Below are 26,821 nucleotides of genomic sequence, written 5' to 3'. Positions count from 1 at the left end.
CGCCGGTTCAGATCGGGTGGCCGTCCATGTCGATCAGCACTTCGCGGCGGCCGACGTGGTCGGGGGCGCCGACCAGCCCGTCCTTTTCCATCCGCTCGATCAGGCGCGCCGCGCTGTTGTAGCCGATTCGCAATTGCCGCTGGATGTAGCTGGTCGAGGCCTTCTGGCTCTCGGCGACGATCTGCACCGCCTTGCGGTACATCTGCGTCTCGGGGTCGTCGTCGCCGACAGGGGCGCCGTCGAGCGCATAGCCGCCGTCCTCGGGCTCCTCGGTCACCGCCTGGTTGTAATCGGGCACGCCCTGCTTGCGCCAATGGTCGGCGACCGCGCGCACCTCGTCGTCGCTGACGAACGGGCCGTGGACGCGCAAAATCTGCTTGCCGCCGGGCATGTACAGCATGTCGCCCTTGCCCAGCAGCTGTTCGGCGCCCTGTTCGCCGAGGATGGTGCGCGAATCGATCTTGCTCGTCACCTGGAAGCTGATTCGGGTCGGCAGATTGGCCTTGATCACGCCGGTGATGACGTCGACCGACGGCCGCTGGGTGGCCATGATGAGGTGGATGCCGGCCGCGCGCGCCTTCTGCGCCAGCCGCTGGATCAGGAATTCGACCTCCTTGCCGGCGGTCATCATCAGATCGGCCAGCTCGTCGACGATCACCACGATCTGCGGCAGCACCTCATATTCCAGCTCTTCGGTCTCATAGACCGGCTGGCCGGTGTCGGCATCGTACCCGGTCTGCACCCGCCGTCCGAGCTTGGCGCCCTTGGCGCGCGAGTCGCGCACCTTCTGGTTGAAGCTCGACAATTGCCGGACGCCGAGGCTGGCCATCATGCGATACCGCTCCTCCATCTGCTCGACGGTCCATTTGAGCGCCCGGATCGCCTTGCCCGGTTCGGTCACCACCGGCGACAGCAGGTGCGGGATGTCGTCGTAGACGCTGAGTTCGAGCATCTTCGGGTCGATCATGATCATCCGGCACTCGTCCGGGCCCATGCGGTAGAGCAGGGAGAGAATCATGCAGTTGAGCCCTACCGACTTGCCCGATCCGGTGGTGCCGGCGACCAGCAGATGCGGCATCGGCGCCAGATCGGCGATGACCGGGTCGCCGGCGATGTTCTTGCCCAGGATCAGCGGCAGGCTCATCGCCTGGTCGGCGAACGCCTGGCTACCGACCAGCTCGCTGAGCGCGACCATCTCGCGCTTGGGGTTGGGCAATTCGATCCCGATCACGCTGCGCCCGGGGATGGTCGCGACGCGCGCCGACAGCGCGCTCATGTTGCGGGCGATGTCGTCGGCCAGCTGGATCACCCGGCTCGCCTTGATTCCGCTCGCCGGCTCGAGCTCGTACATCGTCACCACCGGCCCGGGGCGGACCTCGACGATGTCGCCGCGGACGTGGAAATCCTCGAGCACGCTTTCGAGCAGGCGGGCGTTGCGCTCCAGCCCGGCGCGGTCGACCTGCTTGCGGTCGCCAGGCGGCGGCGGGCTCAGCAGTTCGATCGCCGGAAGCACGTAATTGTCGCCCAGCGCCAGGCTGGCCTGCCCCGCGGCGACGGCCTTGCCCTTGCGCGGCGCGGATTTGACCGCCGGGGCGATGGCGCGGGTCGGCTCGCTCACCGCCACCGACGGCCGCGAACGCGGCGGCGCGACGGCCTCATTGTCCTGGCGCTGCTCGGCGGTGCGCCGCGGCGGCTTGGCCGGGCGTTCCGCTCCGCGCCGGAACAGTCCGCCGAGCCACGCCTTCTCCTCCTCGCGCAGGCCGAGCGACATCGCCGCGACCATCAGTCCGCCGACCAGCAGGATGGCGATCACCGCCAGCCGCAGCGGACCGGCGATGGCCGGATTGTCGATCAGCGCGATGAGCCCGCTGACGCCCTTGGCGCCGGCCAGGCCGAGCGCTCCGCCCCACCCCGCCGGAAGTCCGGAGACCGAGCTTCCGGACAGCATTCCGAGCGCGACCCCGACCAGCAGCATTGCGGCCAGCGCGATCAGCAGCCCGCGGCCGATCCGTCCCGCGCTCGCGCCGCGCATCAACCGCGCTCCGGCGATCCCGATCACCGGCAGCAGGAAGATCGCCGCCGGTCCGAACAGCATCAGCAGGAGGTCGCTCGAATAGGCTCCGAACGATCCGACCCAATTGACCGGCGGGCCGCCGGCGGCGGTCGAGAAGCTCGGGTCGACCGCGTCGTGGGTCGCCAGCGCCAGCGCCAGCGCGATGCTGAGGGCGGCCAGGATTGTTCCGCCGGCGCGCATCGCCAGCAGCCGCAGCGAGGCGCGCAGCGTTTCGCGCCAGTCCGGTCCCAAGTCGCGCTTTCGCGCCCGCTCGGCGGCGGTCGCCATGATCGTCTTCCCCCGGTCAATTCGGCCGTCGCGCGCATCATGCGCCCCGCCCGACTCCGCGGTCAAGCGGCTCGCCAAGCGCGCCGGCGGCGGCTAAAGCGCGCGGCGATGGAGCGAAGCGACGTCATCATCCTCGGCGGCGGCCTCGTCGGCCTCGCGCTGGCGGCCGCCCTCGACTCCGCCGGCCTCACCTCGGTGGTCGTCGACCCGGTCGACCCAAGTCGCTGGAACGACAGCAAATTTGACGGCCGCACCAGCGCCGTCTCGTCCTCGTCGCGGCGCATGTTCGAAACCACTGCAGTGTCCACTCACCTGCCCGAACCCGGCTGCCCGATCCGCGCCATCCGCGTCGCCGACGGCCTCGAGCCCGGCGGTCTGGCGTTCGAACCGCCGGAGGGCGACGACGAGCCCTTGGGCTGGATGCACGAGAACCGCCACCTCCGCGCCGCGCTTAAGGCCCGCGCCGAGGCCGGCCCGAACATCACCCTGCGCTGGAGCTCGAAGGCGGTCGACGTCGATCGCGGCGAGCATGGCGTGAAGGTCCGGCTCGACGACGGGACCGAGCTTTCCGCGCCGCTGCTGGTCGCCGCCGAAGGCCGCAACTCGCCGACCCGCGAGGCCGCCGGGATCCGACTCGCCCGCTGGCGCTACGATCACAGCGCGATCGTCGCGACCTTCGCCCACGAGCGGCCACATGACCATGTCGCGTGGGAAATCTTCTATCCCACCGGCCCCTTCGCTTTGCTGCCGATGACCGATCTCGACGGCGCGCCGCGCTCGGCGATCGTGTGGTCGGTGAAGGCCGACGATGCGGCCGGCTACCTCGCGCTCACCGACGCCGAGTTCGCCGCGGAGGCTGAGGCGGCGATGGGCGGCTTCCTCGGCAGGGTCCGGACCCTCACCGCGCGCTCGTCCTACCCGCTCGGATTCCACCATGCCGAGCGGATCACCGACCGCCGCCTGGCGCTGGTCGGCGATTCGGCCCACGCCATCCACCCGATCGCCGGCCAGGGCCTCAACCTCGGTTTCCGCGATGCCGCCGCATTGGCGCAGGTGCTGGTCGAGGGCGCCCGGCTCGGGCTCGATCCCGGCGACCGCCAATTGCTCGATCGCTACCAGCGCTGGCGCAGCCTCGACACGACGATGGTCGCCGCCGCCACCGACGGCCTCACCCGGCTGTACGGCGTGCCGGGCAAGCTTCCCTCGCTGGTTCGCCGCGCCGGGATGGCGCTGACTGGCCGCATTGGCCCGCTTCGCGACCGCCTCGCCGCCGAAGCGCGCGGCACCACCGGCGATCTCCCCTTGCTGCTGCGCGGCCTGCCGATCTAGCGCCCGGCGTCGAGGTCGACGGTCTCCCCGGCCTCCTCCTCGACCTCCTCCGCCACGCTTTTCGGACGGGTCATCACGAACGTTCCCGACCAGCCCGGCCCGATCGACCACGTCCCGGCGATCTCGCAATGCTCTTCGTCGAGTGTCCCGTCATAGACCACCGGGTCGCGGAAATGCTCCAGCGTGTCGTAGATCTTGGTGAAACGCACATGGCTCGCCGAGCGCGCGCCGGTGATCATTGCCGCCAGGTCACCGGCCGCCATGTAGGGCGGCGCCGGCTCGCGCACCTCGCCCGACAACCGCCCGTCGTGATCGCGCAGTTCGGCGCGGAACGGCACCGGCTCGAGCGCGGTGGGATAGGCGTAGGTCCCGTCCCACAGCCCGTTGAGATCGGTCATTGCAGGGTTTGCGCGATGTCCGCGCCGCCGGGCGCAAGGCGCTGGAACTGCATCAGCTGGACAACCAGGTCGGCGCGCCCGGACAGGCTGTCGGCCTCGAGCAGCGCCTGCTTGGCGCCGTGGTCGAACGGCGCGACCTGGGCGATCGCATTGACCAGCATCTCGTCGTCGAGCCGCGCCACCGCGTCCCAATCGACGTCGAGCCCGAGCGAATCGCCAAACCGCCGCGCCTCGCGCTCGACCTCGGCGCGCTCGGCCAAAGCGAGGGGTTCCGGCTCGCTGTCGTCGAACGCCTCAAGGTCGATGTCCGCCTGCCGATAGGGCGTCCCGCCGTCGGCCTCTGCGATCAGTCGGAAGCGCTGCGAGCCCAGCAGCATGATGTTGAACCGCCCGTCGTCGAGTTCCTCGACCCCGACCAATTCGCCGACGCAGCCGACCGGGTAGAGCGACGGCGGATCGCCCTCGTCGGCCGGCTGGATCATCGCGATCCGCGCCGACCCGGCCAGCGCATCCTCGACCATCGCGCGATAGCGGTCCTCGAAGATGTGCAGCGGCAGATGCGCGCGCGGGAACAGGATCGCCCCGGCGAGGGGAAACAAGGGCACGCGCTGGAGGCGCTTCGACATCAGGTGAACAGCAGCGCCGAGAGGCGGCGGCGGACGGCCCGCCCCCATGGATCCTCGAACCCGGCGGCCTCGAGCAGCTTGAGCAATTGCGCGCGCGCGGCGCCCTCGTTCCATTCGCGGTCGCGGGCCACGATCTCGAGCAGCTCGTCGGCGGCGCGGTCGCGATCTCCGGCGGCGATCGCGGCATTGGCGATCGCCAGCCGCGCCTCGTGGTCGTCGGGATCGGCGGCCAGGCGCGCTTCCTCGGCGCTGGTGTCGGCGGCGGGAGCGGCGGCCAGCTCCAGCGCGGCCCGCGCGCGGGCCACGGCCGGGTTGCTCGCCGCGGCCTCGGGCAAGCTGTCGAGTAAGGCGCGCGCTTCGTCCGGCCTCTTGTCACCGATCAGCGCGCGGGCCAGCGTGGCAGCGACTTCGGGATCGTCCGGCGCCATCTCGCGCACTTGGGCAAGGATGTTGGCAGCGCGTGTCGGATCGCCCGCCTCGAGGACCTCCTCGGCCATCGCCAGCAGCGGCGCGACCTCGGCCTTGAGGTCGGCCTCGGCTCCGCTCGGCGGGAGCTGGGCAAGCAATTGGTCGAGCACCCGCGTCAGCTGGCCCTCGGTGCGATATTGGGTGAGGTCGGCGACCGGCTGGCCCTGGTACAGCGCGAACACCGTCGGCACCGACTGGATGCGGAATTGCGCCGCGATCAACTTGTCGGTGTCGACGTCGATCCGCGCCAGTGTCACGCCCTTGGCCGCATAGTCCGCCGCGAGCTTGTCGAGCACGGGCGACAATTGCTTGCACGGGCCGCACCATTCGGCGGTGAACTGAAGGATCACCAGGCCCTTCATCGACGGCGCGATGACGTCCGCCTCGAACCGCTGGATCGCCGCCCGTTCGGCCTCGCTCATGCCCAGTGTCGCCACGCTCGCTCCCTTGCAATGCACCGGCCATATGGGCTGCGCCGGGCAGCCCGGCAAGCGGGGCTTGCGCCCTCGCGGCGACGCTGCTAGCTCGCCCGCCACCCAGCCGGGCTCCGCCACGCGTGAAGCGTGCCGGGTCTCCGGCTCAGCTCACGAGCGGGCGTAGCTCAGGGGTAGAGCACAACCTTGCCAAGGTTGGGGTCGAGGGTTCGAATCCCTTCGCCCGCTCCATTTTCCTTCATCGGTCGGTCAGCGCCGCGCGGCGCGCAGTGCGGCGACCTCCGCCGGCGCCAGCTTGCGCACCGAGCGCACCGGGCAATAGGTCGCGCCGAGCGCGTCGGGGACATAGATCTCCGCGTCTAGCCCCGAGCAGATGAACCCGCCCGAGCGCGAGCGGAGCGCGATCCGATGCTCGAAATCGAGCCGCGCGGCGCAATAGTTCAGCGTCCGAAGCTCGTAATAATCCCGCGCATTGGTGTTGACGTAGACGATGTCGCCGGGCCCCTGGCGAAAGCCACTGACGTTGTTGGCATAGAAGCATTGGCGCGGCCCGCCTTGCGCGGTCTGGTAAGGGCCGGCCGCGAACGGTGGAGCGGCAGTACAGCCGGCGAGCAAAGCGCCGCTCAGGATCGCCATCGTCAGTGCGCCGCTGCGGATCATCGCCTTGCTCCTTGTCCTGCCTCCGTCAAAACGCGCGCCGGCGACGCTTTGTGCCGCGGCGTCGAGGACGATCTCGACCTAGAGCGCCGACCGGCCCGCCGCGCGCTGCTCGTGCGCCGCGATCACCGCCCGCACGACGTCGTTCATCAGCGTCATGCGCACTTCCAGCGGCGTCGCGGTGCGCTTGATCATCACCGCCACCGCATAGCTCGCGCCGTCGGGCGCGGTCAGCACGCCGATGTCGTTATAACCGGCTTGGGTCGCTCCTAGTACCTGGCCGGTGCCGGTCTTGTGGCTGAGGCTCCAGCCCGGCTTGAGCCCGCCCTTGAGGCGATTGGCGCCGGTCTTGGTGTTGCCCATGATGGTCAGCAGCCGGGCGGTCGAGGCGGGCGACAGAAGTTCGCCGCGCTTCAGCCGAGCGAGTGCGTCGACGATCGCCCCGGCGGTCGCGCCGTCGTAGGGATCGGCGAGGTAGCGCTCGAAGGCCGCCCGCCGTGCTGCCAGCGGAAGCGCCTCGCGTGCCTTGTAGAAGGCGTCGCCGATCGAATAATTCTGGCTCCAGATCAGCCCGGCAATGCGCGACTGAAGCGCCCGCTCGCCGTCGTAAAAGCGGATCGCGCCCAATTGGTGGCGACTGATGAAGCTGCGCACCGCGGTCGGCCCGCCGATCGAGCGCATCAACTTGTCGTTGGCGGTATTGTCGCTCTTGGTCAGCGCTTCGACCAGCAACTCCTCGAGCGTGACGGTCGCGCCGCCGCCGAGGATCCGGCTGGCGATCGGCTGGTGAAACAAGGTGAGGTCGTCGCGGCGCAGGGTCACGCGGTCGCCGAGCGACACTTGGCCGCGGTCGACCGCCTCCATCGCCGCCAGCGCGACCCAGAATTTGCTGACGCTCTGCTGCGGGCACAATTCGGTTTCGCGCCAGCCGGTGCGCCAGCCATCGCCGACCGAGCGCACCGCGATCCCGACCGTGCCGTCGAACGACTGGCCCAATTGATCGATTCGCTGCTCGAGCCCAGCGGGTGCACGGGCAGGGGCGGCGACCGGCGCGGACTGGGCGAAGGCGGTGGCAACTGGCGGCGGCGCGGAGAGCAGGAGAAGGGCGAACAAACCTGGCGTCATGGCGTCATCCGGCTGGAACGAGCCCCGACTGCTAGCGCGGCCAGGCTGAACGCAGGATTTGGCATCAGGCCGCGCTCGACAACAGCGCCGCGCCCTCGATCTCGTCGAGTGCGCGCTGGACGGCGACATAGCGGCGGGCCTTGCCGATCCACGGCGCCGCCCGCGCTGCGCCGGGCAAGCGGGTGGTCTCGGCCAGCGCCAGGTCGACTTCGCCTCGCTCGAGATGAGCCAGCGCCCGGTCATAGCGCGCCTGTGCCATCGGCGAGGGGACGTCGGCGCGGTGGATCGCGACCAACGCGCCGAGTTCGCGGCGCAGCGCCCGCCACGCGCTCTCGTCGGGCGGGCCCTGGCGAAGCGCCGGTTCGAGCGCGCGATAGTCGCTCGCCAGCTCCTTGAGCGTCACCGGGTCGCGGGCGGTGGTAATGACGGTCGCCACAGCGCGCTGGGCGCTCGCGCCGAAGCGCTGGGCGAGCAGCGGCTCGAGATAGCCGAGCGGCACCCCGCGCTCGACCGCGCGGCGGGCGGCGAAGGCGATCAGCAGCGCGTCGGCGCGCCCAGCCGATCCGGCGGCCCGGCGCGTGCGGTCCTCGATCGCCGCCAGCCGGCCTTCGAGGTCGGCGATCCGGGTGCGGGTCGCGTCGTCGGTCGCGGCTGGCGTGGGGAAGACGGTCGGCGGTGGCGCCTGGCGCAGCGCGAAGGCCGGCGGACGCGGGGCGACGCCGAGGAATTGCGCGGCGCCGCGCCACTCGGCCAGGCTCCAGGTCGCCAATGCCGCTCCGGCGACGAGCAACAGCAGGCCCCAGGCGAGCAGCGCGGTCCAGTGGCGGCGGGTGGCGGGCGACGTCATCTGCGCAGCGGCTTGTGGCACAGCTTCCGCGCAAGGGCCAGCAGCGCCGGATCGTCGGGAGTGGGCGCGACCGCGACCCCTTTCCAGCCCGCTCCGCATGCCTCGGCCGCGCGCTGGCTGATGGCGACGATCGCGGTGTTGCCCCGCTCGGCGACGAGTTCGGCCAGCCGCCGCCCGGCGCGCGCACTGTGGACCGCGATCACCGCATCCGTCACCAAGTCCAGTTCAGGCGGCGGCTCGATCGCCCTGCTGTCATAGACGACCAGCGCATCGACTTCGCCCGGCAGCGGCAGATGGTGGCGTCCGGCGAGGTGCAGATGCCGCCCGGGCGGAAGGGCCAAGCCGTCGACTCCGCCGTTGCCGACGCCGGCGACGGTGAACCCCGCCTCCCGCGCCGCAGCGGCGGTCGCCTCGCCAACCGCATGCAGCGGAAGATGACGTAGCTCGGCCAGCCCGTCCCCGCCGTGGCGCACGGCATTGGCGCTGGTGACGACCAGTCCGGCATAGCTCGCGAGGTCGGGCACCTCCCAGGCGACCGGCACGACCTCGAACAGAGAAACCGCAACAGCTTCGAGCCCCAGCGCCTGCGCCGCCGCCACGGTGGCCGCAGCGCCGGGCTGCGGGCGAAGCACGATCAGCCGCCTCACGGCGCCCCGTCGAACGCGTCGCGGATCGCGGGCGGCGCGGCGGCCAGCATTTCGGCGGCCAGCGCGACCGCGTCCTCGACCCCGTCGACCAGGCGATCCTCGAAAATCCGTTCCCGTCCATCAATACCGAGCAGCTCAGCGCGCAGCCGGAGCCGCTCGCCCGCCACCTCGGCCAGGGCCGCGACCGGGGAATGGCAGGTGCCGCCGAGCCGCCGGGTGAACGCCCGCTCGGCCGCGACGCAGGCGCAGGTCGGCAGATGGTTGATCGCCTGCAGCAGCGCGCGCGTCGCTTTGTCCTCGGTCCGGCATTCGATCCCGATCGCCGCCTGGCCGGGCGCCGGAAGCATCTCCCCCACCGCGATCGCGTGACCCGCGACGATCCCCAGCCGCTCGAGTCCCGCGGCGGCGAGCAACGTCGCGTCGGCCTCGCCCCGCTCGAGCTTGTCGAGCCGGGTCTGCACATTGCCGCGGATCGGCGCGATCCTGAGGTCCGGCCGGCGGCTCAGCAGTTGCGCCGCGCGCCGCGGGCTCGACGTCCCGACCACCGCGCCCTCGCGCAGGTCGGCGATCGCCGCCGCTCCGATCAGCCGGTCGCGGACGTCGGCGCGCGGCAGCATCGCGGCGAGGTGGAATGCGTCGGGCCGCTCGCTCTCGACGTCCTTCATCGAATGGACCGACAGGCTCGTCTCGCCCGCCGCCAGCATCAGGTCGAGCTCCTTGGTCCACAGCGCCTTGCCGCCGACCTCGCTCAGCGGCCGGTCCTGGATCCGGTCGCCGCTGGTGCGGATGGCGCGGATGACGACGCTGTCCGGCGCCCAGCCGTGCGCCGCCTCCAGCGCCCGCGCGACGCTGCGCGCCTGGGCCAGCGCCAGCGGCGAGGCGCGCGTTCCGAGGACTGGAAAGGTCGGCATGGCGGCTGCACTAGCCGGAGCGCGACCCTTGATGCAAAGGGAAGCGGTGAGCCTGGTCCTCGGCCTAGAATCCTCGTGCGACGACAGCGCCGTGGCGCTGGTCAGCAGAGACCGCCAGGTGCTCGCCCAGGCGATCGTCGGCCAGGCCGAGGCGCACCGCCCGTTCGGCGGCGTGGTCCCCGAAATCGCCGCTCGCGCCCATGTCGACATCCTCCCCGGCCTGATCCGCCAGGTGCTGCACGAAGCCGACGTCACGATCGGCGAGGTCGACGCGATCGCCGCCACCGCCGGGCCCGGGCTGATCGGCGGGGTGATGGTCGCCCTGCTCGCCGGCAAGGGCCTCGCGCTCGCGACCGGCAAGCCGCTCGTCGCCGTCAACCATCTCGAAGGCCACGCGCTGTCGCCGCGGCTGGTCGATTCCGACCTCGCCTTTCCATACCTCCTGCTGCTGACCAGCGGCGGCCACTGCCAATTGCTCGAGGTGCGTGGGGTCGGCGACTATGCCCGCCTTGCGACGACCATCGACGATGCGGCCGGCGAGGCGTTCGACAAGGCCGCCAAGCTGCTCGGCCTGCCCTATCCCGGCGGACCGGCGATCGAGCAGCTCGCCGCCTCCGGTGATCCGCGCGCGGTGCCGCTTCCTCGCCCGTTGCTCGGCAGCCCCGAACCGCATTTCTCCTTCGCCGGCCTCAAGAGCGCGGTCCAGCGGGCGGTAGTCTCGGACGCGCATCGCCCGGAGGATGTCGCGGCCAGTTTCCAGCAGGCGGTGATCGACTGCATGGTCGACCGCACCGCCAGAGCCCTCCATCACAGCGACGCGCCGACCCTGGTCGTCGCCGGCGGAGTCGCCGCCAACCAGGCGCTGCGCTCGGCGCTGGCCGATCTCGCCGCGAGTAATGGAAGGGCGTTTGCCGTCCCGCCCGGCTGGCTGTGCACCGACAATGCGGCGATGATCGCCTGGGCCGGGGTCGAGCGGCTTGCGCTCGGCCTCACCGATGCGCTCGATTCGCCGGCGCGGGCCCGCTGGCCGCTCGATTCGGACGCCGACCGGGTGCGCGGCGCGGGGGTGAAGGCATGAGCATCGATCGGATTGCGGTGATCGGCGGCGGGGCCTGGGGCACGGCACTGGCCCAGGTCGCGGCGAGCGGCGGCCGCGAGGTCCTGCTGTGGGCGCTCGAGGACGATGTCGTCGCCGCGGTCAACAAGATCCACGAGAATCCGATCTACTTGAAGGGCCTCAAGCTCGCCCCGACCATCCGCGCGACCAGCAACTTCACCGATCTCGGTGCCGCCGACGCCTGGCTGGTGGTCACGCCGGCGCAACACATGCGCGCCGTGCTCAGCCGGGCGCCGTGCCCCAACATGCCGCTGGTCCTTTGCTCCAAGGGCATCGAGGAAGGCTCGGGCCTGTTGCTGCACGATGTCGCCAGACAGGTCTGCCCGTCCTCGCCGGTGGCAGTGCTGTCCGGCCCGACCTTCGCCCATGAAGTCGCTGCGGGCCTGCCGACCGCGGTTACCATTGCCTGCGATGACGAGGCGCTCGGCGAGCGCTTACGCGAACGCATCGCCTTGCCCAGCTTCCGCACCTACTGGACCGACGACGTCGCCGGCGCCGAGATCGGCGGCGCGGTCAAGAACGTGCTGGCGATCGCCTGCGGGGTGGTCGAGGGCCGGAACCTCGGCCAGAACGCCCGCGCCGCGCTGATCGCCCGCGGTTTCGCCGAGATGACCCGCTTCGGCCTCGCGCTCGGCGCCCGCCGCGAAACCCTCGCGGGTTTAAGCGGGCTCGGCGACCTGGTGCTGACCTGCTCCTCGACCTCGAGCCGCAATTTTTCGCTCGGCAAGGCGATCGGCGAAGGGCGCAACGCGGCGGAGCTGATGGCCGACCGCCGCACCGTCGCCGAGGGCGCCTATACCGCGCCGGTGCTCGACCGGATCGCCCGCCAGCGCGACATCGACATGCCGATCGTCGCCGCCGTCGCCGAACTGCTCGCCGGCGGCGCGGTCGAGCAGGTGCTCGAGACCATGCTCAGCCGCCCACCGCGGGTCGAACACCACTAGAGGTCGATCGCGACGCCCTTCTTTTCCCAATCGCCGTAGCGGGTCGGGCTAAGCTCTGCCTTTTCGGCTTGGCCCTCACCCGGTTCGGGCAGCGGCGGCGACGGGCTCAGGTAGGCGGGCGGTTTCGGTCTGGTCGGCCGTTTCATGCCGGCAAGATGGCGGCTAAGGGGCGCAATGCCAAACTTGCCAGGCCTCGCCGCGCGCCGTGCCGCGCTCACCATGCTCGACGCCGTGTTGCGGCGCGGCGAAACGCTCGAAGCGGCGGCCAGCCACGGCGCCAAGCTCGACGCCGCCGACCAGCGGCTGGCGTTGGCGATCGCCGGCGAGACGCTGCGCCGCCTCCCCGCGCTCGACGCGATGATCGACTCGCGCACCCGCCAGCGCCTGCCCGACGACGCCAAGGCGCGCATGGTGCTCCGCCTCGCGCTGGCCCAGCGGCTCGCGCTCGACGTGCCCGACCACGCGCTGGTCGCGACCGCCTTGCCGCTGGTCGACGGCGGTCCGCGCCGGCTGGTTCACGGCGTGCTCGGTGCGCTGCTGCGCGGGACGCTTGACGCCACGACGTCACTTCCGGGCGAGGTGGAGGCGCGCTGGGGCGCCGCCTGGGGCGAGGACGCGGTCGCATCGGCGCGGCGGCTGATCCTCGAGCGCCCGCCGCTCGACCTCAGCTTCTGCGACCAGGCCGCCGCCGACGCCTTTCCGCTCGGCCGCTCGCTCGCGCCGCTTCACCGCCGGCTCGACTCCGCCGCTGTCGCCGGCCTGCCCGGCTATGACGCCGGCGAGTGGTGGGTGCAGGACCTCGCTTCCTCGCTCCCCGCCCGCCTCATTCCAGCCCCCGCTACCCGGGTGCTCGACCTGTGCGCCGCGCCCGGCGGCAAGACCATGCAGCTCGCCGCGGCCGGCCATCGCGTGACCGCGCTCGACCGCTCGGAAAGTCGTCTCGCACGACTGCGCGAGAACCTTGGGCGCACCGGGCTCGAAGCCGAGATCGTCGTTGCCGACGCGCTGGAGTGGGCCGCGCCCGAGCCGTTCGACGCGATCCTGCTCGACGCGCCCTGCTCGGCGACCGGCACCTTCCGCCGCCACCCCGAAGTGCTCTACCGCGCCCGCCCGGCGATCATTGCCGAATTGGCCGATCTCCAGCGCCGGCTGCTCGACCGCGCCGCGACCCTGCTCCGCCCCGGCGCAAGCCTGGTCTATGCAGTGTGCAGCCTCGAGCCCGCCGAGGGCGAGGACCAGGTCCGCGCCTTCCTTGCCCGCCACGCCGACTTCAGGCTCGAGCCGGCCGACCCCGCCGTTCCCGGCCTCGCCGTGGGCCCCAAAGGATGGCTGCGGATCGTCCCCGGAAGGCTCGAACCGGAAGGCGGGCTCGACGGCTTCTTTGCCGCCCACCTTGTCCGAAGCTCCTAATCGCGTCTAATCGCACCATGGCCGCGCCGCTCATCAGCCCGTCGATCCTCAGCGCCGATTTCGCCCGGCTTGGCGAGGAAGTGCGGGCGATCGATTCCGCCGGCGCCGACTGGATCCACGTTGACGTGATGGACGGCCACTATGTGCCCAACATCACCATCGGCCCGGCGGTGGTAAAGGCCCTTCGCCCGCACACCGCCAAGCCGCTCGACGTTCATCTGATGATCTCGCCGGTCGACCCCTTCGTCGCCGCCTTCGCCGAGGCCGGCGCCGACTTCATCACCGTTCATCCGGAGGCCGGCCCGCACATCCACCGCACGCTGCAATTGATCCGGAGCCTCGGGAAAAAGGCCGGCGTGTCCTTGAACCCCGGCACTCCGGCCAAGATGCTCGACTATCTGATCGACGAGGTCGACCTCGTGCTGGTGATGAGCGTCAACCCCGGCTTCGGCGGCCAGAAATTCCTTCACTCCCAGCTCAAGAAGATCGAGGCCATCGCCAATCTCGTCGCCAAGCGCGGGCTGGACGTGGTGATCGAGGTCGACGGCGGGATCGACCCGGAGACCGCTGCCCTGGCGGTGTCGGCCGGGGCCACGGCGCTGGTCGCCGGGACCGCCGTGTTCCGCGGCGGAGCGGACCAATACGCCGCGAACATCTCCGCGCTCCGGGGTGCGTAAGTGACCGCCGCCGCCGATCGCGCCATCGTCGGCAAGCTCGCGCGCGGCTCGCTGCTGTCACGCCTCACCGCCCATGGCCGCAAGCCGCTTCGGCTGACCGCCGTCCCGCGCGACCATGTCGTCGGCGACCGCGCCGTGGGCGAGGCGCTGCTCGCCGGCCGCTTCGCGCTCGGCGACGATAGCATCGGCCTCGCCGATCTCGACTTCGCGGCGCTCGGCGCGGAGGGGCCGCTGGCCGAGGCGCTGCAGGGCTTCTCCTGGCTGCGCGACCTTGCCGCCGCTGCCGGCCGCGAGCGCGGCGCCAAGCTCGCCGAAACGCTCGCCGCGCGCTGGCTGGTGGCGCACGGCACGCGGGTCGATCCGGCCTGGCGCCCGGACCTGTGGGGCACGCGCATCCTTTACTGGACGGCCTATGCGCCGTTCGTCCTGTCGAGCCGCGACCAGGGCTATCGCTCGGCGCTGCTCAACACGCTGGCGCGCGGCGCCCGCCATCTCGATTCGACCGCCGACAAGGCGCCGCCGGGCCTGCCGCGGATCACCGCCTGGGCCGGTCTCGTCACCGCCGCGCTGATCCTCCAGGGCGGCCTGCCGCGGATCGCCCGCGCCGAGTCCGGCCTGATGCGCGCGCTTGCCGCCGCCCAGTATGAGGACGGCGGCCTGATGAGCCGCAATCCGGCCGAGCAGATGCTGCTGGTCGATCGCCTCGGACTGCTGCGCGCGGCCTATTTCGCGTCGAAGCAGGAATTGCCCGACGGGCTCGAGGATTCGTCCGCCGCCGCGCTCGCCGCCTTGCATGGCATCACCATGGGCGATGGCGCCCTCTCGAGCTGGCAGGGCTGCAACCCGTCGAACGCCGCGCGCATCGCCGCGCTGATCGACGGCTGCGGCCTGCGCGCCCGGCCGCTACGCTCGGCGCGCGGCTGGGGCTATCACCGCCTGACCGCGCTCGGCACGGTCCTGGTGGTCGACGCCGCCCCGCCGCCGCCGCGCATGTCGGCGACCAGCTGCGCCTCGACCCTCGCGCTCGAGCTCGGCGACGGCCCGCAGCGGCTGGTCGTCAATTGCGGCGGCCCGGGCCTCCTCCCCACCGCCCTCCCGGCCGAACTGACCGATGCGCTGCGCAGCACCGCCGCCCACAGCACGCTGACTCTCGCTGACACCAATTCGACCGCGCTCCTCGCCGGCGGCCAGCTCGGCAAGGGCGTCGAGGATGTCCGGGTCGACCGAAGCGAGGACAATGACAGCAGTCGCCTCGTTGCCGCGCATGACGGCTATGTCCGCGGCTTCGGCCTGGTCCACGAACGCTCTTTGATCCTTGGCAACGACGGCAAGGAAGTGCGCGGCCAGGACAAGCTCGTGCCCAAAGGCCGCAAGCGGATCCGCGAGGCGGTGCCGTTCGCGATCCGCTTCCACCTCGCGCCGGGGGTCGAGGCGGTGCCGACCGCCGACGGCATGGGCGCGTTGCTTCGCTCGCGCGGCGCGCCGCCGTGGAATTTCCGCTGCCGCGGCGCGATGCTGACGATCGAGGAAAGCCTCGCCATCGACGGCTCCGGCCACCCGCAGCCGACGCTCCAGCTGGCGATCGTCGGCGACACGTCCGCGCTGGGCACCAGCATCGCCTGGCAATTCCGCCGCTCAAGCTGACCGGGGCCCAATGACCGACCGCATCCCAATCCGCCGCGCGCTCATTTCGCTCAGCGACAAGTCCGGGCTCGAGGAACTCGCCGCCGCCCTCGCCGCCCACGATGTCGAGCTGGTCTCGACCGGCGGCACCGCCGCGCGTCTGCGCGAGCTCGGCCACGCGGTGCGCGATGTCGCCGACCTCACCGGCTTTCCCGAGATGATGGATGGCCGCGTCAAGACGCTCCACCCGACGGTCCATGGCGGCCTCCTCGCCGTCCGCGACGATCCCGCTCACGCCGCGGCGATGGAGGCGCACGCCATCGGCGCGATCGACCTGCTCGTGGTCAACCTCTACCCGTTCCTCGACACGCTGATGCGCGGCGCCGGGCGGGACGAGGTGATCGAGAATATCGACATCGGCGGCCCGGCGATGGTCCGCTCGGCGGCAAAGAACCACGCCTTCGTTACCGTCCTTACCGACCCCGCCGACTATGCCGCGGTGATCGGCGAACTCGACGCCAACGCCGGCGCAACCACGCTCGACCTGCGCAAGCGCCTCGCCGCGCGCGCCTTCGCCCTCACTGCCGAATATGATTCACTCATCTCGCAATGGTTCGCGTTCGGCGACCAGCAGCAGCGCTGGCCCGAGCGCTGGAGCTTCGCCAGCCGCCTCGCGACCACGCTACGCTACGGCGAAAACCCGCACCAGCAGGCCGCGCTCTACGTCCCGGCCGGCCCCGCCGCGCCCGGTATCGCCCAGGCCCGCCAGGTCCAGGGCAAGGAGCTTTCCTACAACAACCTCAACGACGCCAACGCCGCGCTCGAGCTCGCCGCCGAATTCCGCGACGGCCCGCCGACCGTGGTCATCGTCAAGCACGCCAATCCGTGCGGAGTCGCCAGCGGCGAAACCCTGCTCGACGCCTGGCGCGGCGCGCTCCACTGCGACAGCGTCTCGGCGTTCGGCGGGATCGTCGCCGTCAACCGCCCGCTCGACGCCGCCACCGCCGAGGCGATCTGCGACATCTTCACCGAAGTCGTCGTCGCGCCCGATGCCGACGAAGCCGCCCAGGCGGTGTTCGCGCGCAAGAAGAATCTCCGCCTGCTGCTCAGCGGCGCGCTGCCCGATCCGGCGCGCGGCGGCCAGACCCTCGCCGTGATCGCCGGCGGGCTATTGGCGCAGGACCGCGACAAGAAGATCGTCACCCAAGCGGACCTCAAGATCGTCACCAAACGCGCGCCGACCGAGCGCGAGCTGGCCGACTGCCTGTTCGCCTGGACCGTCGCCAAGCACGTCAAGTCGAACGCCATCGTCTATGCGAAGGACGGTATCACCGCCGGCATCGGCGCGGGCCAGATGAACCGCCGCGATTCCGCGCGGATTGCCGCGCTCAAGGCGCGCGAGGCGGCCGAGACCTACGGCTGGCCGGAGCCGCGCACCGTCGGCAGCGCGGTCGCGTCCGATGCCTTTTTCCCCTTCGCCGACGGCCTCCTCGCCGCCGCCGAGGCCGGCGCCACCGCGGTCATCCAGCCCGGCGGCTCGATCCGCGACGATGAAGTCATCGCCGCCGCCGACGAGAAGGGGCTGGCAATGGTCTTCACCGGTGTCAGGCACTTCCGGCATTGATCGCGCCGCCGAGCGCAGGTGAGCGATTGCGGAGCAATCGGGAGCTAGCGCGAAGAGAGGGCAAGATCCGGACGGCCTGCGCCCGATAGGGCGACAGGACCGACGGCGCGGATTTACTCCGCGCCCGGCTACCTCATCCCTACGGCCCGGCCTCCCGCACCCGCGCAATCTCCGCCCCCCGCATCCGGAACAACTCACGGTCGTCCGGCCCGAACCCGCGGGTCCAGATGATCAGCCCGAAGGTGCCGAGGATCAGAGGAATGCCGAGCGCCAGCTCGAGCCATTCGGGCATCATGATCACCGCCTGTCCGACCAGCAGCGCCGCCGCCGCCGCCGACGCGAGCGTCCAGCGCCAGCCGACCACCGGATGGCCGAGCAGTCGCTTCAATAGCCGCGACTTCACCACCGCGGCGAACGCCAGCGCCAGCATCAGCGCGATCGCCGGCCCGGTCGCCTGCCATAGCGGCGGCCAGTCGAGCCGCTGCATCGCCACGATCAGCCCGACCGTCAGCACCGCCTGCAGCGCGATCATCATCAGGCTGATCGCCATGTTGCGCTTGCGCGCGCAATAGATCAGCGCGCTCTCGCTCACCGCCGCGGTAGCCGCCACCACTTCGGCCGCGAGCAGGAAGCCGAGCGCGGCGGTGCCGGCGACGAACGCCGGCCCGACCAGCCCCATCACCGCCTCGCCCGGAATGCCGAGCGCCAGCGCCACCGCTGCCTGCGCGGCGATGACCCAGAAGCCGACCTGCCGCACCTGCCGCGCCACCGCCTCGTCGTTACCGGCGGCGATGTTCTGCGAGATCACCGGCCCCAGGATCGGGTCGAAGCTGGTCTTGAGCTTGGCCGGAAGCGACGCGACGTTCTGCGCGACATAATAGATACCGACCACCGTCGGCGTGGTGAACAGGCCCAAAATGGCGATGTCGATCCGCCGGCTGCCCCATTCGACCGCGTCGGCCGCCGCGACCGGCAGGTTGCGCCGAGCGATCCGCCACAACGCCGCCGGATGCGGGCTCCACCCGCGCGGCCGGCCATAGCTCTTGAGGAACGGCACGACCGATGCGCCGACCGCGCCGACCATCGACAGCACATAGGCGATGATCAGCCCGTCCTTCGCCCCCACATAGGCCAGCGCCAGTGCCGCCAGGCTGATCGTCCACGGCTCGACGATCGCCCGCGCGCGCACCGTCGCGCCGACGTCGTGGCGATAGGCCAAGGCCGCCAGCATGATGTCCGACCAGGCGAGCGCGATCACCGTCACCGGCAGCAGCCACTCGAGCCCGGTGATCTCGCTGTTGGGGAACATCGCCTGCGGGAAGGCGATCAGGATCGCCATGGTCAGCGCCGCGCCCATTGCCGCCACCAGCAGCGCGTCCCACACCACATGGGTGTGCCGCTCGGGCGGTGAATTGGCGAGCTGCTGCGCCAGCCCGCGCTTGAGGCCGAGCGTCGCGAGCTGCGCGGCGAATTCGACGATCAACACCGCATAGGCGAAGCGGCCGAGCGCCTCGGGCCCGTACATCCGCCCGGCGATGAACAGGAACGGCAGCCGCGCCAGCAGCCGCAGCAGGAAGCCGAAGAAATTGATCCGCCCGCCTCGCGCCAGCGCCGCCAGATCGGCTGACGCGGCGGCGTCGCCCGCCGGTGGCAGGGGATCGGTTGCGGCGCTGTCCTTGCCCCCCGGCCGGCTCAATGTGCCGCGCCCCAATTCGCTCCCCAGCCGACCTCGACATCGAGCGGCACGTCGAGCTCGAGCGCCGGCGCGGCGGCATTGGCCAGCACGCCGCGAACCACCGCCGCGGCCGCCTCCTCCTTGCCCGCGGGCACTTCGAACAGCAGCTCGTCGTGGACCTGGAGCAGCATCCGCACGTCGCTCAGGCCCTCGTCGGCGAGCGCCACGTTCATCCGGTTCATCGCCCGCTTGATGAGGTCGGCGCTGGTCCCCTGGATCGGCGCATTGACCGCCGCCCGCTCGGCCCCGGCGCGGAAATTGGGATTGCTCGAGCGGATGTTGGGGAAGTGGGTCTTGCGCCCGAACAGGGTGCGGGTGAAGCCGTGCTCGCGGACGAACGCCAGCGTGTCGTCGATGTAGCTGCGAATGCCGGGAAAGCGCTCAAAATAGCGCTCGATGATCACCTTGCCCTCGTCCTTCGACACGCCGAGCCGCCCCGCCAGGCCCCACGACGAGATGCCGTAGAGGATGGCGAAATTGACCGTCTTGGCGCGCCCGCGCGTGTCGCGGTCGACCACCCCGAACAGTTCTTCCGCGGTCATCGCATGGATGTCGTCGCCGGCCCGGAACGCGTCCTTCAGCTGCGGCACGTCGGCCATGTGCGCCGCCAGCCTCAGCTCGATCTGGCTGTAGTCGGCGCTTATCAGCACATGGCCCGGCTCGGCGACGAACGCGTCGCGGATCTGGCGGCCGAGCTGGGTTCGGATCGGGATGTTCTGCAGGTTGGGCTCGGTCGAGCTCAGCCGCCCGGTCTGCGCGCCCGACAGCGAATAGCTGGTGTGCACACGCCCCGTGTCGGGATTGATCTGCGCCTGGAGCGCGTCGGTGTAGGTGTTCTTGAGCTTGGTCAGCTGGCGCCATTCGAGCACCAGCCGGGCGCACTCGACGCCCTCGCCGGCAAGCCGCTCGAGCTCGGTCACGTCGGTCGAATATTGTCCGCTCTTGCCCTTGCGCCCGCCCTTCAGCCCCAGGCGCTCGAACAGCACCTGGCCCAATTGCTGCGGCGAGCCGATGGTGAACGGCCCGCACGCCGCTTCGTAAACCTGCTCCTCTAGGCGCGCGATCTCTTCGGAAAAGGTCTTCGACAATTGCGCCAGATAGTCGCGGTCGACCTTGACTCCCTCGCGCTCCATCCCGCCGATCGTCGCTACCAGCGGCCGGTCGACCGTCTCGTAAACCTGGGTCGTGCCCTCGGCCGCCAGCCGCGGCTTCAGCCGCTGCCACAGGCGCAAACAGATGTCGGCATCCTCGGCGGCATATTCGGTCGCTTGCGGCAGCGGCACCTTGTCGAAGGTGATCTGCTTCTGGCCCGTCCCGCACACGCTCTTGAACGCGATGCACTCATGCTCGAACCAGGTCTTGGCGAGCTCGTCGAGCCCGTGCCCCGATCGCCCGGCATCAAGGTCGAAGCTCATCACCAGCGTGTCGTCATAGGGCCCGAGGCGGATCCCCGCCTTGGCGAACATCACCCAGTCGTATTTGAGGTTGTGCCCGATCTTGAGCACGCTCGGGTCCTCGAGCAGCGGCTTCAGCCGCTCCAGCACCAGCGCCTTCGCCAGCTGCTTCGGCGCCTCGCTCAGCAAGTCCGCCCCGCTGTGCCCGACCGGGATGTAGCAGGCGCGGCCCGGCTCCACCGCCAGGCTGATCCCGGCGAGGTTGGCGACGACGCAATCGATGCAGTCGGTCTCGGTGTCGATCGCAACGAAGCCCTTGTGCCGCGCCTCCGCGATCCACCGCTCCAGCGCGTCCTCGTCGACCACCGTCTCATAGGCCGACCGGTCGACTTCGATCTTCTCCGGTACGGGCGGCTGGGGAGCGGCGGCCGGCGTCATGACGCCAACCGGCCGCGCTCCGCCGCTCGACGCCCCGCCCCCCGTCAGCCGGTTCAAGAGCGATTTGAAGCCCTGGTCCTCGAGGAATTCGCGCAGCGGCTCGGGCGGGATCCCGGTGAGCTTCAATTCCTCGATCGGCTGCGGCAGCGGCGCATCGCACACCAGCCGCACCAGCTCGCGCGACAGCCGCGCATTGTCGGCATGTTCGGCGAGGTTCTGCTTGAGCTTGGGCTTGGTGATCTGGTCGAGGTTCGCGAGCACGCTCTCGACGTCGCCATATTGCTGGATCAGCTGGCTCGCGGTCTTCGGCCCGACGCCCGGCACGCCCGGCACATTGTCGACGCTGTCGCCCATCAGCGCGAGCACCTCGCCGACCTTGTCCGGCCCGACCCCGAACTTCTCGACCACTTCGGCCACCCCGATCCGGCGGTCGTTCATCGTGTCCAGCATGTCGACGGCGCCGTCCTCGACCAATTGCATCAGGTCCTTGTCTGAGCTGACGATGGTCACCTTCCACCCTGCCCGCCGCGCCGCGCCGACGTAGCAGGCAATGATGTCGTCGGCCTCCAGCCCGTTCTCCTCGATGCACGGGATCGAAAAGGCGCGGGTGGCGACGCGGATCAGCGGGAATTGCGGGACGAGGTCCTCGGGCGGCGGCGGGCGGTTGGCCTTGTACTGGCCGTACATCTCGTTGCGGTGGGTCGATTCCGACGCGTCGAGAATCACCGCCATATGCGTCGGCCCGTCCGACGCGTTGAGGCTCGCCGCCAGCTTCCACAACATGGTCGTATAGCCATAGACCGCGCCCGACGGCTGGCCGTGGCGGTTGGTCAGCGGCGGCAGCCGGTGATAGGCGCGGAAGATGTAGCTCGATCCGTCGACGAGATAGAGGTGGGGCTGGGGGTCCGGCATGCCGCCCCGCTCTAGCAAAGCTGGCATTTTAGGGAAGCGCGGGCGGATTTGACTCATATCAAGGCGCGGCCGTGCGCCGCCCGATAGTCGCCCTGGGCATCGACCCAGGAGACGAAACATGTCCGTACGCCTCGACCCTCGCCAACTCGCCGCAGCGCGCGAAATCGTCGCCGCGCCCGAGCTCGTCCCCAACGCGCCGCGCGCCTGCACCGATCGCAGCTTCAACCTGCCGACCGCGCTCCACGCCGGCTTTTTCGGCCTATTCCTCGCCTATCTCGGCGTCATGGCGATCGGCTTCCCGCACCCGGAGATGGTGCTGCCGATGGCGATCTTCGTCATCTTCACCGTCGCCTTCTACGTCGTGCCGATGCTGTGGGCCACGATGGGCCCGGCGAATGAGAGCCGCGCGATGAGCCTCGGCGCGCTGTTCGAGCGCGGGGTCGAGACCCACACCGGCCTCACCAGCGGCGGCAGCGCGGTGGCGCAGGTGCTGGTCCTGCCGGTGCTGATCCTGCTGTGGGGCGTCGCCGTGGTTGCGATCGCGGCCCTCGTCTAGGCCGCAGCCGCAGCCTCCAGCTTCACCGGGTCGCGCAGCAATATGCCGCGCGACCCTTCGCGCGCGATCGCCCCGTCGCGCTCGAGCGCGGTGACCTGCCGGCTGACCGTTTCGATGGTCAGCCCGAGCAGCCCCGCCACTTCCTCGCGCGACAATGGCAAATCGAACCGCCGCGCCGGGTGACAGGGCGAACTGCTCGCGGCGTCGGCGAAGGCGCGCAGCAGCCCCGCCACCTTCTGCCGCGCCGTCCGCCGGCTCATCAAATCGATCAGCTGGCGACTCGCGTAGAGGTCCTCGGCGGAGCGGCGCAGCAACGCCCGGCCAAGCGCCGGAAAGCGCTCGATCGCTTCCGCGTATTGCCGCGCCGGGAACAGGCACACCTCGCTTTCGGTCAGCGCGACCACGTCGTGATGCGCGACCGGCGCGAACAATTCGCCGACGAAGCCGGCCGGGTGAACCAGGCTCAGGATCCGCTCGGTCCCGCTTTCGTCGCTGCTGGCGATCTTCAGCGCGCCGCTGATCAGCGTGGCGCAGGCCGGCACCTCTTCGCCCGCCGCGAACAGCGTCTCGCCGCGCTTGAGCCGCCGATGCCGCCCGAGCGCCGCCAGCTCGCCGCGCTGGTCGCCCGACAAGGCCGAGCAGGCGGCACGGTCGCGCACCGGGCAGGATTCGCAGGCAATCGGAGCGCTGGCGGCCATGACGCGCTTGCCCTACCAGCGTGGGGACAAGATTTCACCCCGCGAGGAGCAGCCGATGGCCGAGCGTTTCCAGCGTCACAAGCAGCCGTGGACCGCCGACGAAATGCAAAAGCTCCACGCGCTCGCCACCAAGGGCATCGGCCTCAAGGCACTGTCCAAGGCCCTCACCCGAAGCGAGGAATCGATCCAGGCCCAGGCCAAGGCGATGAAGCTGAAGATCGCGAAACTGCGCTAGAGCCGCCGAGCGCAGCGACGCCGACGCGCGCAGCGCGACGCCGGAGCAGCGCGAAGAGACGGCGATAGCCGGCCAGCGGGTCGCTTCAGCGAACCCGACTGACGTCACGGATTCATTCCGTGACGGCCCTCTCGATCAGAGACGATCCACCCGCAGCCACCGCGGATCGCCCGCCCAGTTGCGCTTCAGCGCCGCGCTCGCCGCCGCCGCCTCGGCCCGCCGCCCCTGCATCCGCTCCGCCGCCGCCAGCCCGTACAGCGCCCAGCCGTTGTTCGGGGTCTGCGCCAGCGCCGCGGTGAACGCCTCCGCCGCCGCGCGATTCTTGCCCTGCTTGAGCAGCGCCGCGCCAAGCGACTGGCTGACCGGATAATACCAATAGGGCGGCTCCATGTACGGAATCCGCGCCTCCACCGCCGCCGCTTCGCGATACAACCGTTCCGCCCCGGCATAGTCGCCCGCGGCGAACGCCCAGCGCCCGCGCGCCACCGTCTCGGCGAGCAGCAGCAATTCTCCCGCCGGGACGCCCTGCGCCGTCATGCCGGAGAAATCGTGGCCGGTGCGCATCCGCCGCAGCGCACCCAGTTCGCGCTCGAAGCCGGCGCGGTCGTGCCGCAGCGCCTGCGCCACCGCCCGCGCGTAGAACCGCATCGCGGTCGGGTAGGCGAGTCGCGCATCGGGCGCCGGCATCGCCAGGATCTGCGCCGGGCTGGCGAATTGCGCGGCGGTGAAGAACGGCGCGGCGTTGACCGCCTCGACCCACGCGATCTTGGCCGAGGTCGCCGGGTCGAGGATTGCCGCCAGCCGCCGCGATTCGCGCAGCGCGGTGCCCATGTCCCCCGCCATCTGCGCCGAGGTGACGATGAAGTGGACGTTGTGCGGATAGTATCCGTAGCGGACCATCCCCCGGTCGCCGCTCATCCGGATCCAGCGCTCGTCGGCGCGCGCGGCGTTGACGTTGACCCGGATCGAATCGCGCCACCGCCCGAGCCGGTAATAGATGTGCGCCGGCATGTGCACCATGTGGCCGGCGGCCGGCGCCAGCGGCACCAGCGTATCGGCTGCCGCCTCGGCGCGCTTGGGGTCGGGCCCGTTCTCCATCAGGTGAATGTAAAGGTGCGCGGCCTGCGCGTGTTTCGGGCTGCGCGCCATCACCGCCTCGACCAGCCGAACCGCCTCGCCAAGCCGGGGCTGCGGCTGCTTGTCGGCGGTCCAATAATCCCACGGCCGCGTATTCATCGCCGCTTCGGCCGCCAGCACCGCGACATGGTCGTTGCCCGGGTGCGCCGCGGCGACCCCCAGCATCGCGTCGGCATAGGCCGCGTCGAGCGCCGCGCGGTCGGCCTTGGGGTCGAGCGTATAGCGCTTCAGCATCGCCCCGGTCAGCGCCTGCTCCTCGGCCGATCCATCGCGCGCCAGCCAGTGCGCGTAGGACGCGAGCGCGACCGCCCGTGCAATCGTCGCCGGGTCCATCGGCGCGTTGATGTTGGGGCCGTGCGCCAGCGCCTCGCCCCAATAGCACATCGCGCACTTGGGATCGGCCTTCTGCCCCTCGCGGAACGAGGCGATCGCCGCGGCGTGGTTGAAGCCGTAGGCGAACCCCAGCCCCTGGTCGAAATAGCGCTGCGCCAGCGGATTCGACGTCGTGATCGGCAGATGCGCTCCGCCGAGCCCGTCGATCAGCCCGATCCGCGGCCGCTCCGCCGCCTGCACCGCCGCCGCCGCGACCATCAGCCTGGACCGCATCGACCCGGCCCGGTCCTCGCCCCCGCACAAGCTCGCCAGCCGTTTGGTCGGGTCGAGATACTCCAGCAGCGCGGCGCTGTAGCGTGGTTCCTGAGCCGGGCTCGCGCTGCCCAGCACGAGGGCGGCAACGGTCAAAGCCATTGGACGGACAATGTTGATCATGACGCCTTCCCCCGAAGGTCTCGCACCCGAGTCGCTATAGCAGATTTGACCCGATCGGTCTGCCGATCCCCGAACGCTCCGAATTGGACTTGCCGTTTGTCGATAATTCCTATATCGATAAACAATAAGTGATTCGGAGACAGCCCATGGTCCGTTCCGCCCTGCCGATCGCCTGGATCGCGCTTCGACTGCTGATCCTGCTCAACATTCTCTACGGCGTCGCGATCGCGCTGCTGATCGCGATGACCATCATCGATACCGATTGGGCAATGCGCGGCCTCGGCGTCGCCGACCGTCCCGACGCCCCGCGCGTGCTGATGTGGATGCGCCTGGCCGCCATCCTCGGCCTCGCCGCGGTGCCGCTCAACCATGCCGTCCTCGCCCGCCTCCTGGCGATGGTCGAAACGGTCCGCTCGGGCAGTCCCTTCGTCCGCGCCAATGCCTATCGGCTGCACGCCATCGCCTGGGCGCTCGCCGGGCTGCAATTGCTCAGCATGGCGATCGCCGGCGCCGCGCGCATGGCGTCCAGCCCCGAGCATCCGTTCCGCCTCGACGCCGGCTTCTCCGCCGCGGGCTGGCTCGCGGTGCTGATGGCGTTCGTCCTCGCCCGGGTGTTCGCCGAAGGCACGCTGATGCGTGAAGACCTCGACGGGACGATCTGACGATGGCGATCATCGTCCGGCTCGACGAGATGCTCCACCAGCGGCGGATGAGCCTGACCCAGCTTGCCGAGGCGATCGACATCACCCTCGCCAATCTGTCGATCCTCAAGACCGGCAAGGCGCGCGCGATGCGCTTCACCACGCTCGAGGCGATCTGCCGGGTGCTCGAATGCCAGCCCGGCGACCTCCTCCGCTTCGATTCGACCATGACGGGAGGCGACGATGACGACGATTGACCGGCTGCTGCCGCGCCAGATCGACAACAGCTATGACGGGCGCAAGGCGGCGCTGTGGATTCTCGGCGCTTATCTCGCGCTCAAGCTGGTGATGAGCGTCAACATGATCGCCAATGGCGCGACCGTTGCTCAGAACGCCGACGGCATTCCGCTCGACCGTTTCTCGCCCGCCGCCGTGCGCGAGGTGCTGATGCTGTTCGCGCTGGTCGCGCTCGGCCAGCTCGCGCTGGTCGCGGTCGGCCTGGTCGCGCTGCTGCGCTACCGCGCGATGGTCCCCCTGCTGTTCGCCCTGCTCATCGCCGAAAGCGTCGTCCGCCGCTTCGTCGTCGGCGCCTTCGCGGTCGAGCGCAGCGCGGCCGGCGGTATCGGCACGATCATCAACCTGGCGCTGATCGGCGCGCTCATTCTCGGCCTGGCCCTGTCGCTGTGGCCGCGGCCGGCCCGGTGACCGCCGAGCCGGCGACCGACATCGCCCCGTGGCGGCTCAACCTGTTGCGCACCAATTATCTTTTGTGGGCTCTGGCCGGCCTGTTCTTCGCCCTCCCGCCGCTGTTCGATCATCCGCCGGATGCGCGCGGCATGGTCGATTCAATGTTGGCCGGCCTCTGGGTGATGGGCCTGCTCGGCCTTCGCCATCCTTTGCGCATGCTGCCGATCTTCCTGTTCGAATTCGTGTGGAAGACGGCGTGGCTGGCCTGCTTCGGAATTCCGCAATGGCTGTCCGGCAACGGCTCGCCGAGCCTCGCCGGCGATCTCCTCTCAATCGGCAACGGCCCTTTGCTGTTCGGGCTGATCATCCCGTGGGACCATGTCTGGCGCCACTATCTACGCGGCCCGGCGGAACCGTGGCGAAAGGGTCTGACCGACTAGCC

General features: G+C 70.5%; 27 protein-coding genes and 1 tRNA gene. 14 read left to right on the top strand and 14 right to left on the bottom strand.

Features of this window, described 5'->3' with window-relative positions:
- Window positions 1–7: 7 nt before the first annotated feature.
- On the bottom strand, window positions 8–2,341 hold the full coding sequence (locus tag D0Z60_RS09925) for an FtsK/SpoIIIE family DNA translocase (protein ID WP_118858546.1): 2,334 nt from the start codon (window positions 2,339–2,341) through the stop codon (window positions 8–10).
- A 108-nt stretch (window positions 2,342–2,449) separates the two neighbouring features.
- Between D0Z60_RS09925 and D0Z60_RS09920 the strand changes: the two genes are divergently transcribed.
- Window positions 2,450–3,670, top strand: coding sequence for an FAD-dependent monooxygenase (locus D0Z60_RS09920; RefSeq protein WP_118858083.1), 1,221 nt, complete (start codon window positions 2,450–2,452; stop codon window positions 3,668–3,670).
- Here D0Z60_RS09920 and D0Z60_RS09915 read toward each other — a convergent pair.
- The 3 genes from D0Z60_RS09915 to D0Z60_RS09905 are packed head-to-tail and all read right to left on the bottom strand — an operon-like array spanning window position 3,667 to window position 5,584.
- Entirely contained in the window at window positions 3,667–4,068 is a 402-nt protein-coding gene (locus D0Z60_RS09915; protein ID WP_118858082.1) for a hypothetical protein, read from the bottom strand. The two genes, D0Z60_RS09920 and D0Z60_RS09915, sit on opposite strands and share 4 nt — an antisense overlap.
- Window positions 4,065–4,694: an LON peptidase substrate-binding domain-containing protein gene (locus D0Z60_RS09910; RefSeq protein ID WP_118858545.1), complete on the bottom strand. Its 630-nt coding sequence runs from the start codon at window positions 4,692–4,694 to the stop codon at window positions 4,065–4,067. Before D0Z60_RS09910 ends, D0Z60_RS09915 begins: the two co-directional genes overlap by 4 nt.
- Complete coding sequence (locus tag D0Z60_RS09905) at window positions 4,694–5,584, bottom strand: tetratricopeptide repeat protein (RefSeq protein WP_118858081.1); 891 nt, start codon at window positions 5,582–5,584, stop codon at window positions 4,694–4,696. Before D0Z60_RS09905 ends, D0Z60_RS09910 begins: the two co-directional genes overlap by 1 nt.
- 168 nt (window positions 5,585–5,752) lie before the next feature.
- Between D0Z60_RS09905 and D0Z60_RS09900 the strand changes: the two genes are divergently transcribed.
- Window positions 5,753–5,827: transfer RNA gene (locus D0Z60_RS09900), tRNA-Gly, on the top strand.
- A gap of 18 nt (window positions 5,828–5,845) precedes the next feature.
- Here the strand turns inward: D0Z60_RS09900 and D0Z60_RS09895 are convergent.
- From D0Z60_RS09895 to hemC, 5 genes are all read right to left on the bottom strand, one after another.
- Complete coding sequence (locus D0Z60_RS09895; protein ID WP_118858080.1) at window positions 5,846–6,256, bottom strand: DUF6491 family protein; 411 nt, start codon at window positions 6,254–6,256, stop codon at window positions 5,846–5,848.
- A gap of 78 nt (window positions 6,257–6,334) precedes the next feature.
- A complete protein-coding gene (bla, locus tag D0Z60_RS09890; protein ID WP_162888193.1) occupies window positions 6,335–7,366 on the bottom strand; it encodes a class A beta-lactamase in 1,032 nt (343 codons plus the stop codon).
- Between the two features lie 76 nt (window positions 7,367–7,442).
- Window positions 7,443–8,225, bottom strand: coding sequence for a hypothetical protein (locus tag D0Z60_RS11765; RefSeq protein WP_162888192.1), 783 nt, complete (start codon window positions 8,223–8,225; stop codon window positions 7,443–7,445).
- The gene (locus tag D0Z60_RS09885) at window positions 8,222–8,872 is read right to left on the bottom strand and encodes a uroporphyrinogen-III synthase (RefSeq protein ID WP_118858078.1); all 651 of its coding nucleotides are present in this window, start codon (window positions 8,870–8,872) and stop codon (window positions 8,222–8,224) included. The genes D0Z60_RS11765 and D0Z60_RS09885 overlap by 4 nt, the downstream gene beginning before the upstream one ends.
- Complete coding sequence (hemC, locus tag D0Z60_RS09880; RefSeq protein WP_118858077.1) at window positions 8,869–9,783, bottom strand: hydroxymethylbilane synthase; 915 nt, start codon at window positions 9,781–9,783, stop codon at window positions 8,869–8,871. Before hemC ends, D0Z60_RS09885 begins: the two co-directional genes overlap by 4 nt.
- A 46-nt stretch (window positions 9,784–9,829) precedes the next feature.
- Between hemC and tsaD the strand changes: the two genes are divergently transcribed.
- Entirely contained in the window at window positions 9,830–10,861 is a 1,032-nt protein-coding gene (gene tsaD, locus D0Z60_RS09875) for a tRNA (adenosine(37)-N6)-threonylcarbamoyltransferase complex transferase subunit TsaD (protein ID WP_118858076.1), read from the top strand.
- Complete coding sequence (locus tag D0Z60_RS09870; protein WP_118858075.1) at window positions 10,858–11,844, top strand: NAD(P)H-dependent glycerol-3-phosphate dehydrogenase; 987 nt, start codon at window positions 10,858–10,860, stop codon at window positions 11,842–11,844. Before tsaD ends, D0Z60_RS09870 begins: the two co-directional genes overlap by 4 nt.
- On the opposite strand, the gene D0Z60_RS09865 is transcribed toward D0Z60_RS09870, so the two are convergent.
- Window positions 11,841–11,990 carry a DUF1674 domain-containing protein gene (locus D0Z60_RS09865; protein ID WP_118858074.1) on the bottom strand — a complete coding sequence of 50 codons (150 nt, stop codon included), beginning with the start codon at window positions 11,988–11,990 and terminating at the stop codon, window positions 11,841–11,843. The two genes, D0Z60_RS09870 and D0Z60_RS09865, sit on opposite strands and share 4 nt — an antisense overlap.
- A gap of 28 nt (window positions 11,991–12,018) precedes the next feature.
- Between D0Z60_RS09865 and D0Z60_RS09860 the strand changes: the two genes are divergently transcribed.
- The 4 genes from D0Z60_RS09860 to purH are packed head-to-tail and all read left to right on the top strand — an operon-like array spanning window position 12,019 to window position 17,178.
- Window positions 12,019–13,254 carry an RsmB/NOP family class I SAM-dependent RNA methyltransferase gene (locus D0Z60_RS09860; protein WP_240325609.1) on the top strand — a complete coding sequence of 412 codons (1,236 nt, stop codon included), beginning with the start codon at window positions 12,019–12,021 and terminating at the stop codon, window positions 13,252–13,254.
- 17 nt (window positions 13,255–13,271) lie between these two features.
- Entirely contained in the window at window positions 13,272–13,931 is a 660-nt protein-coding gene (rpe, locus tag D0Z60_RS09855) for a ribulose-phosphate 3-epimerase (RefSeq protein ID WP_118858072.1), read from the top strand.
- Entirely contained in the window at window positions 13,932–15,575 is a 1,644-nt protein-coding gene (locus tag D0Z60_RS09850; RefSeq protein WP_118858071.1) for a heparinase II/III family protein, read from the top strand. It begins immediately after the preceding gene.
- Window positions 15,576–15,585: 10 nt separating this feature from the next.
- The gene (gene purH, locus D0Z60_RS09845; protein WP_118858070.1) at window positions 15,586–17,178 is read left to right on the top strand and encodes a bifunctional phosphoribosylaminoimidazolecarboxamide formyltransferase/IMP cyclohydrolase; all 1,593 of its coding nucleotides are present in this window, start codon (window positions 15,586–15,588) and stop codon (window positions 17,176–17,178) included.
- A 139-nt stretch (window positions 17,179–17,317) separates the two neighbouring features.
- On the opposite strand, the gene D0Z60_RS09840 is transcribed toward purH, so the two are convergent.
- Together D0Z60_RS09840 and polA are read right to left on the bottom strand one after the other, a co-directional pair.
- Window positions 17,318–18,874: a lipopolysaccharide biosynthesis protein gene (locus D0Z60_RS09840; protein ID WP_420822788.1), complete on the bottom strand. Its 1,557-nt coding sequence runs from the start codon at window positions 18,872–18,874 to the stop codon at window positions 17,318–17,320.
- Window positions 18,871–21,657 carry a DNA polymerase I gene (gene polA, locus D0Z60_RS09835; RefSeq protein WP_118858069.1) on the bottom strand — a complete coding sequence of 929 codons (2,787 nt, stop codon included), beginning with the start codon at window positions 21,655–21,657 and terminating at the stop codon, window positions 18,871–18,873. Before polA ends, D0Z60_RS09840 begins: the two co-directional genes overlap by 4 nt.
- Before the next feature lie 118 nt (window positions 21,658–21,775).
- Between polA and D0Z60_RS09830 the strand changes: the two genes are divergently transcribed.
- Window positions 21,776–22,213: a hypothetical protein gene (locus D0Z60_RS09830; RefSeq protein WP_118858068.1), complete on the top strand. Its 438-nt coding sequence runs from the start codon at window positions 21,776–21,778 to the stop codon at window positions 22,211–22,213.
- Here D0Z60_RS09830 and D0Z60_RS09825 read toward each other — a convergent pair.
- Window positions 22,210–22,911, bottom strand: a complete 702-nt coding sequence (locus tag D0Z60_RS09825) for a Crp/Fnr family transcriptional regulator (protein ID WP_118858067.1) — start codon at window positions 22,909–22,911, stop codon at window positions 22,210–22,212. The genes D0Z60_RS09830 and D0Z60_RS09825 overlap by 4 nt on opposite strands.
- A 55-nt stretch (window positions 22,912–22,966) precedes the next feature.
- On the opposite strand from D0Z60_RS09825, the gene D0Z60_RS09820 reads away from it, so the two are divergent.
- A complete protein-coding gene (locus D0Z60_RS09820; RefSeq protein WP_118858066.1) occupies window positions 22,967–23,146 on the top strand; it encodes a hypothetical protein in 180 nt (59 codons plus the stop codon).
- Window positions 23,147–23,281: 135 nt separating this feature from the next.
- On the opposite strand, the gene D0Z60_RS09815 is transcribed toward D0Z60_RS09820, so the two are convergent.
- Window positions 23,282–25,030 (bottom strand): tetratricopeptide repeat protein, encoded by a 1,749-nt coding sequence (locus D0Z60_RS09815; RefSeq protein ID WP_240325608.1) that lies wholly within the window; start codon window positions 25,028–25,030, stop codon window positions 23,282–23,284.
- A 167-nt stretch (window positions 25,031–25,197) separates the two neighbouring features.
- On the opposite strand from D0Z60_RS09815, the gene D0Z60_RS09810 reads away from it, so the two are divergent.
- The 4 genes from D0Z60_RS09810 to D0Z60_RS09795 are packed head-to-tail and all read left to right on the top strand — an operon-like array spanning window position 25,198 to window position 26,819.
- On the top strand, window positions 25,198–25,713 hold the full coding sequence (locus D0Z60_RS09810) for a DUF2975 domain-containing protein (RefSeq protein ID WP_118858064.1): 516 nt from the start codon (window positions 25,198–25,200) through the stop codon (window positions 25,711–25,713).
- Between the two features lie 2 nt (window positions 25,714–25,715).
- A complete protein-coding gene (locus D0Z60_RS09805; RefSeq protein ID WP_118858063.1) occupies window positions 25,716–25,949 on the top strand; it encodes a helix-turn-helix domain-containing protein in 234 nt (77 codons plus the stop codon).
- A complete protein-coding gene (locus D0Z60_RS09800; RefSeq protein ID WP_118858062.1) occupies window positions 25,936–26,397 on the top strand; it encodes a hypothetical protein in 462 nt (153 codons plus the stop codon). Before D0Z60_RS09805 ends, D0Z60_RS09800 begins: the two co-directional genes overlap by 14 nt.
- Window positions 26,376–26,819 (top strand): hypothetical protein, encoded by a 444-nt coding sequence (locus D0Z60_RS09795; RefSeq protein ID WP_118858061.1) that lies wholly within the window; start codon window positions 26,376–26,378, stop codon window positions 26,817–26,819. The genes D0Z60_RS09800 and D0Z60_RS09795 overlap by 22 nt, the downstream gene beginning before the upstream one ends.
- Window positions 26,820–26,821 lie beyond the last annotated feature (2 nt).

The sequence above is a fragment of the Sphingomonas mesophila genome (genome assembly GCF_003499275.1).
Lineage (GTDB): Bacteria > Pseudomonadota > Alphaproteobacteria > Sphingomonadales > Sphingomonadaceae > Sphingomicrobium > Sphingomicrobium mesophilum.
Note: the sequence above shows the minus strand (reverse complement) of the source record. Positions and strands in the feature narration are given on the sequence as shown.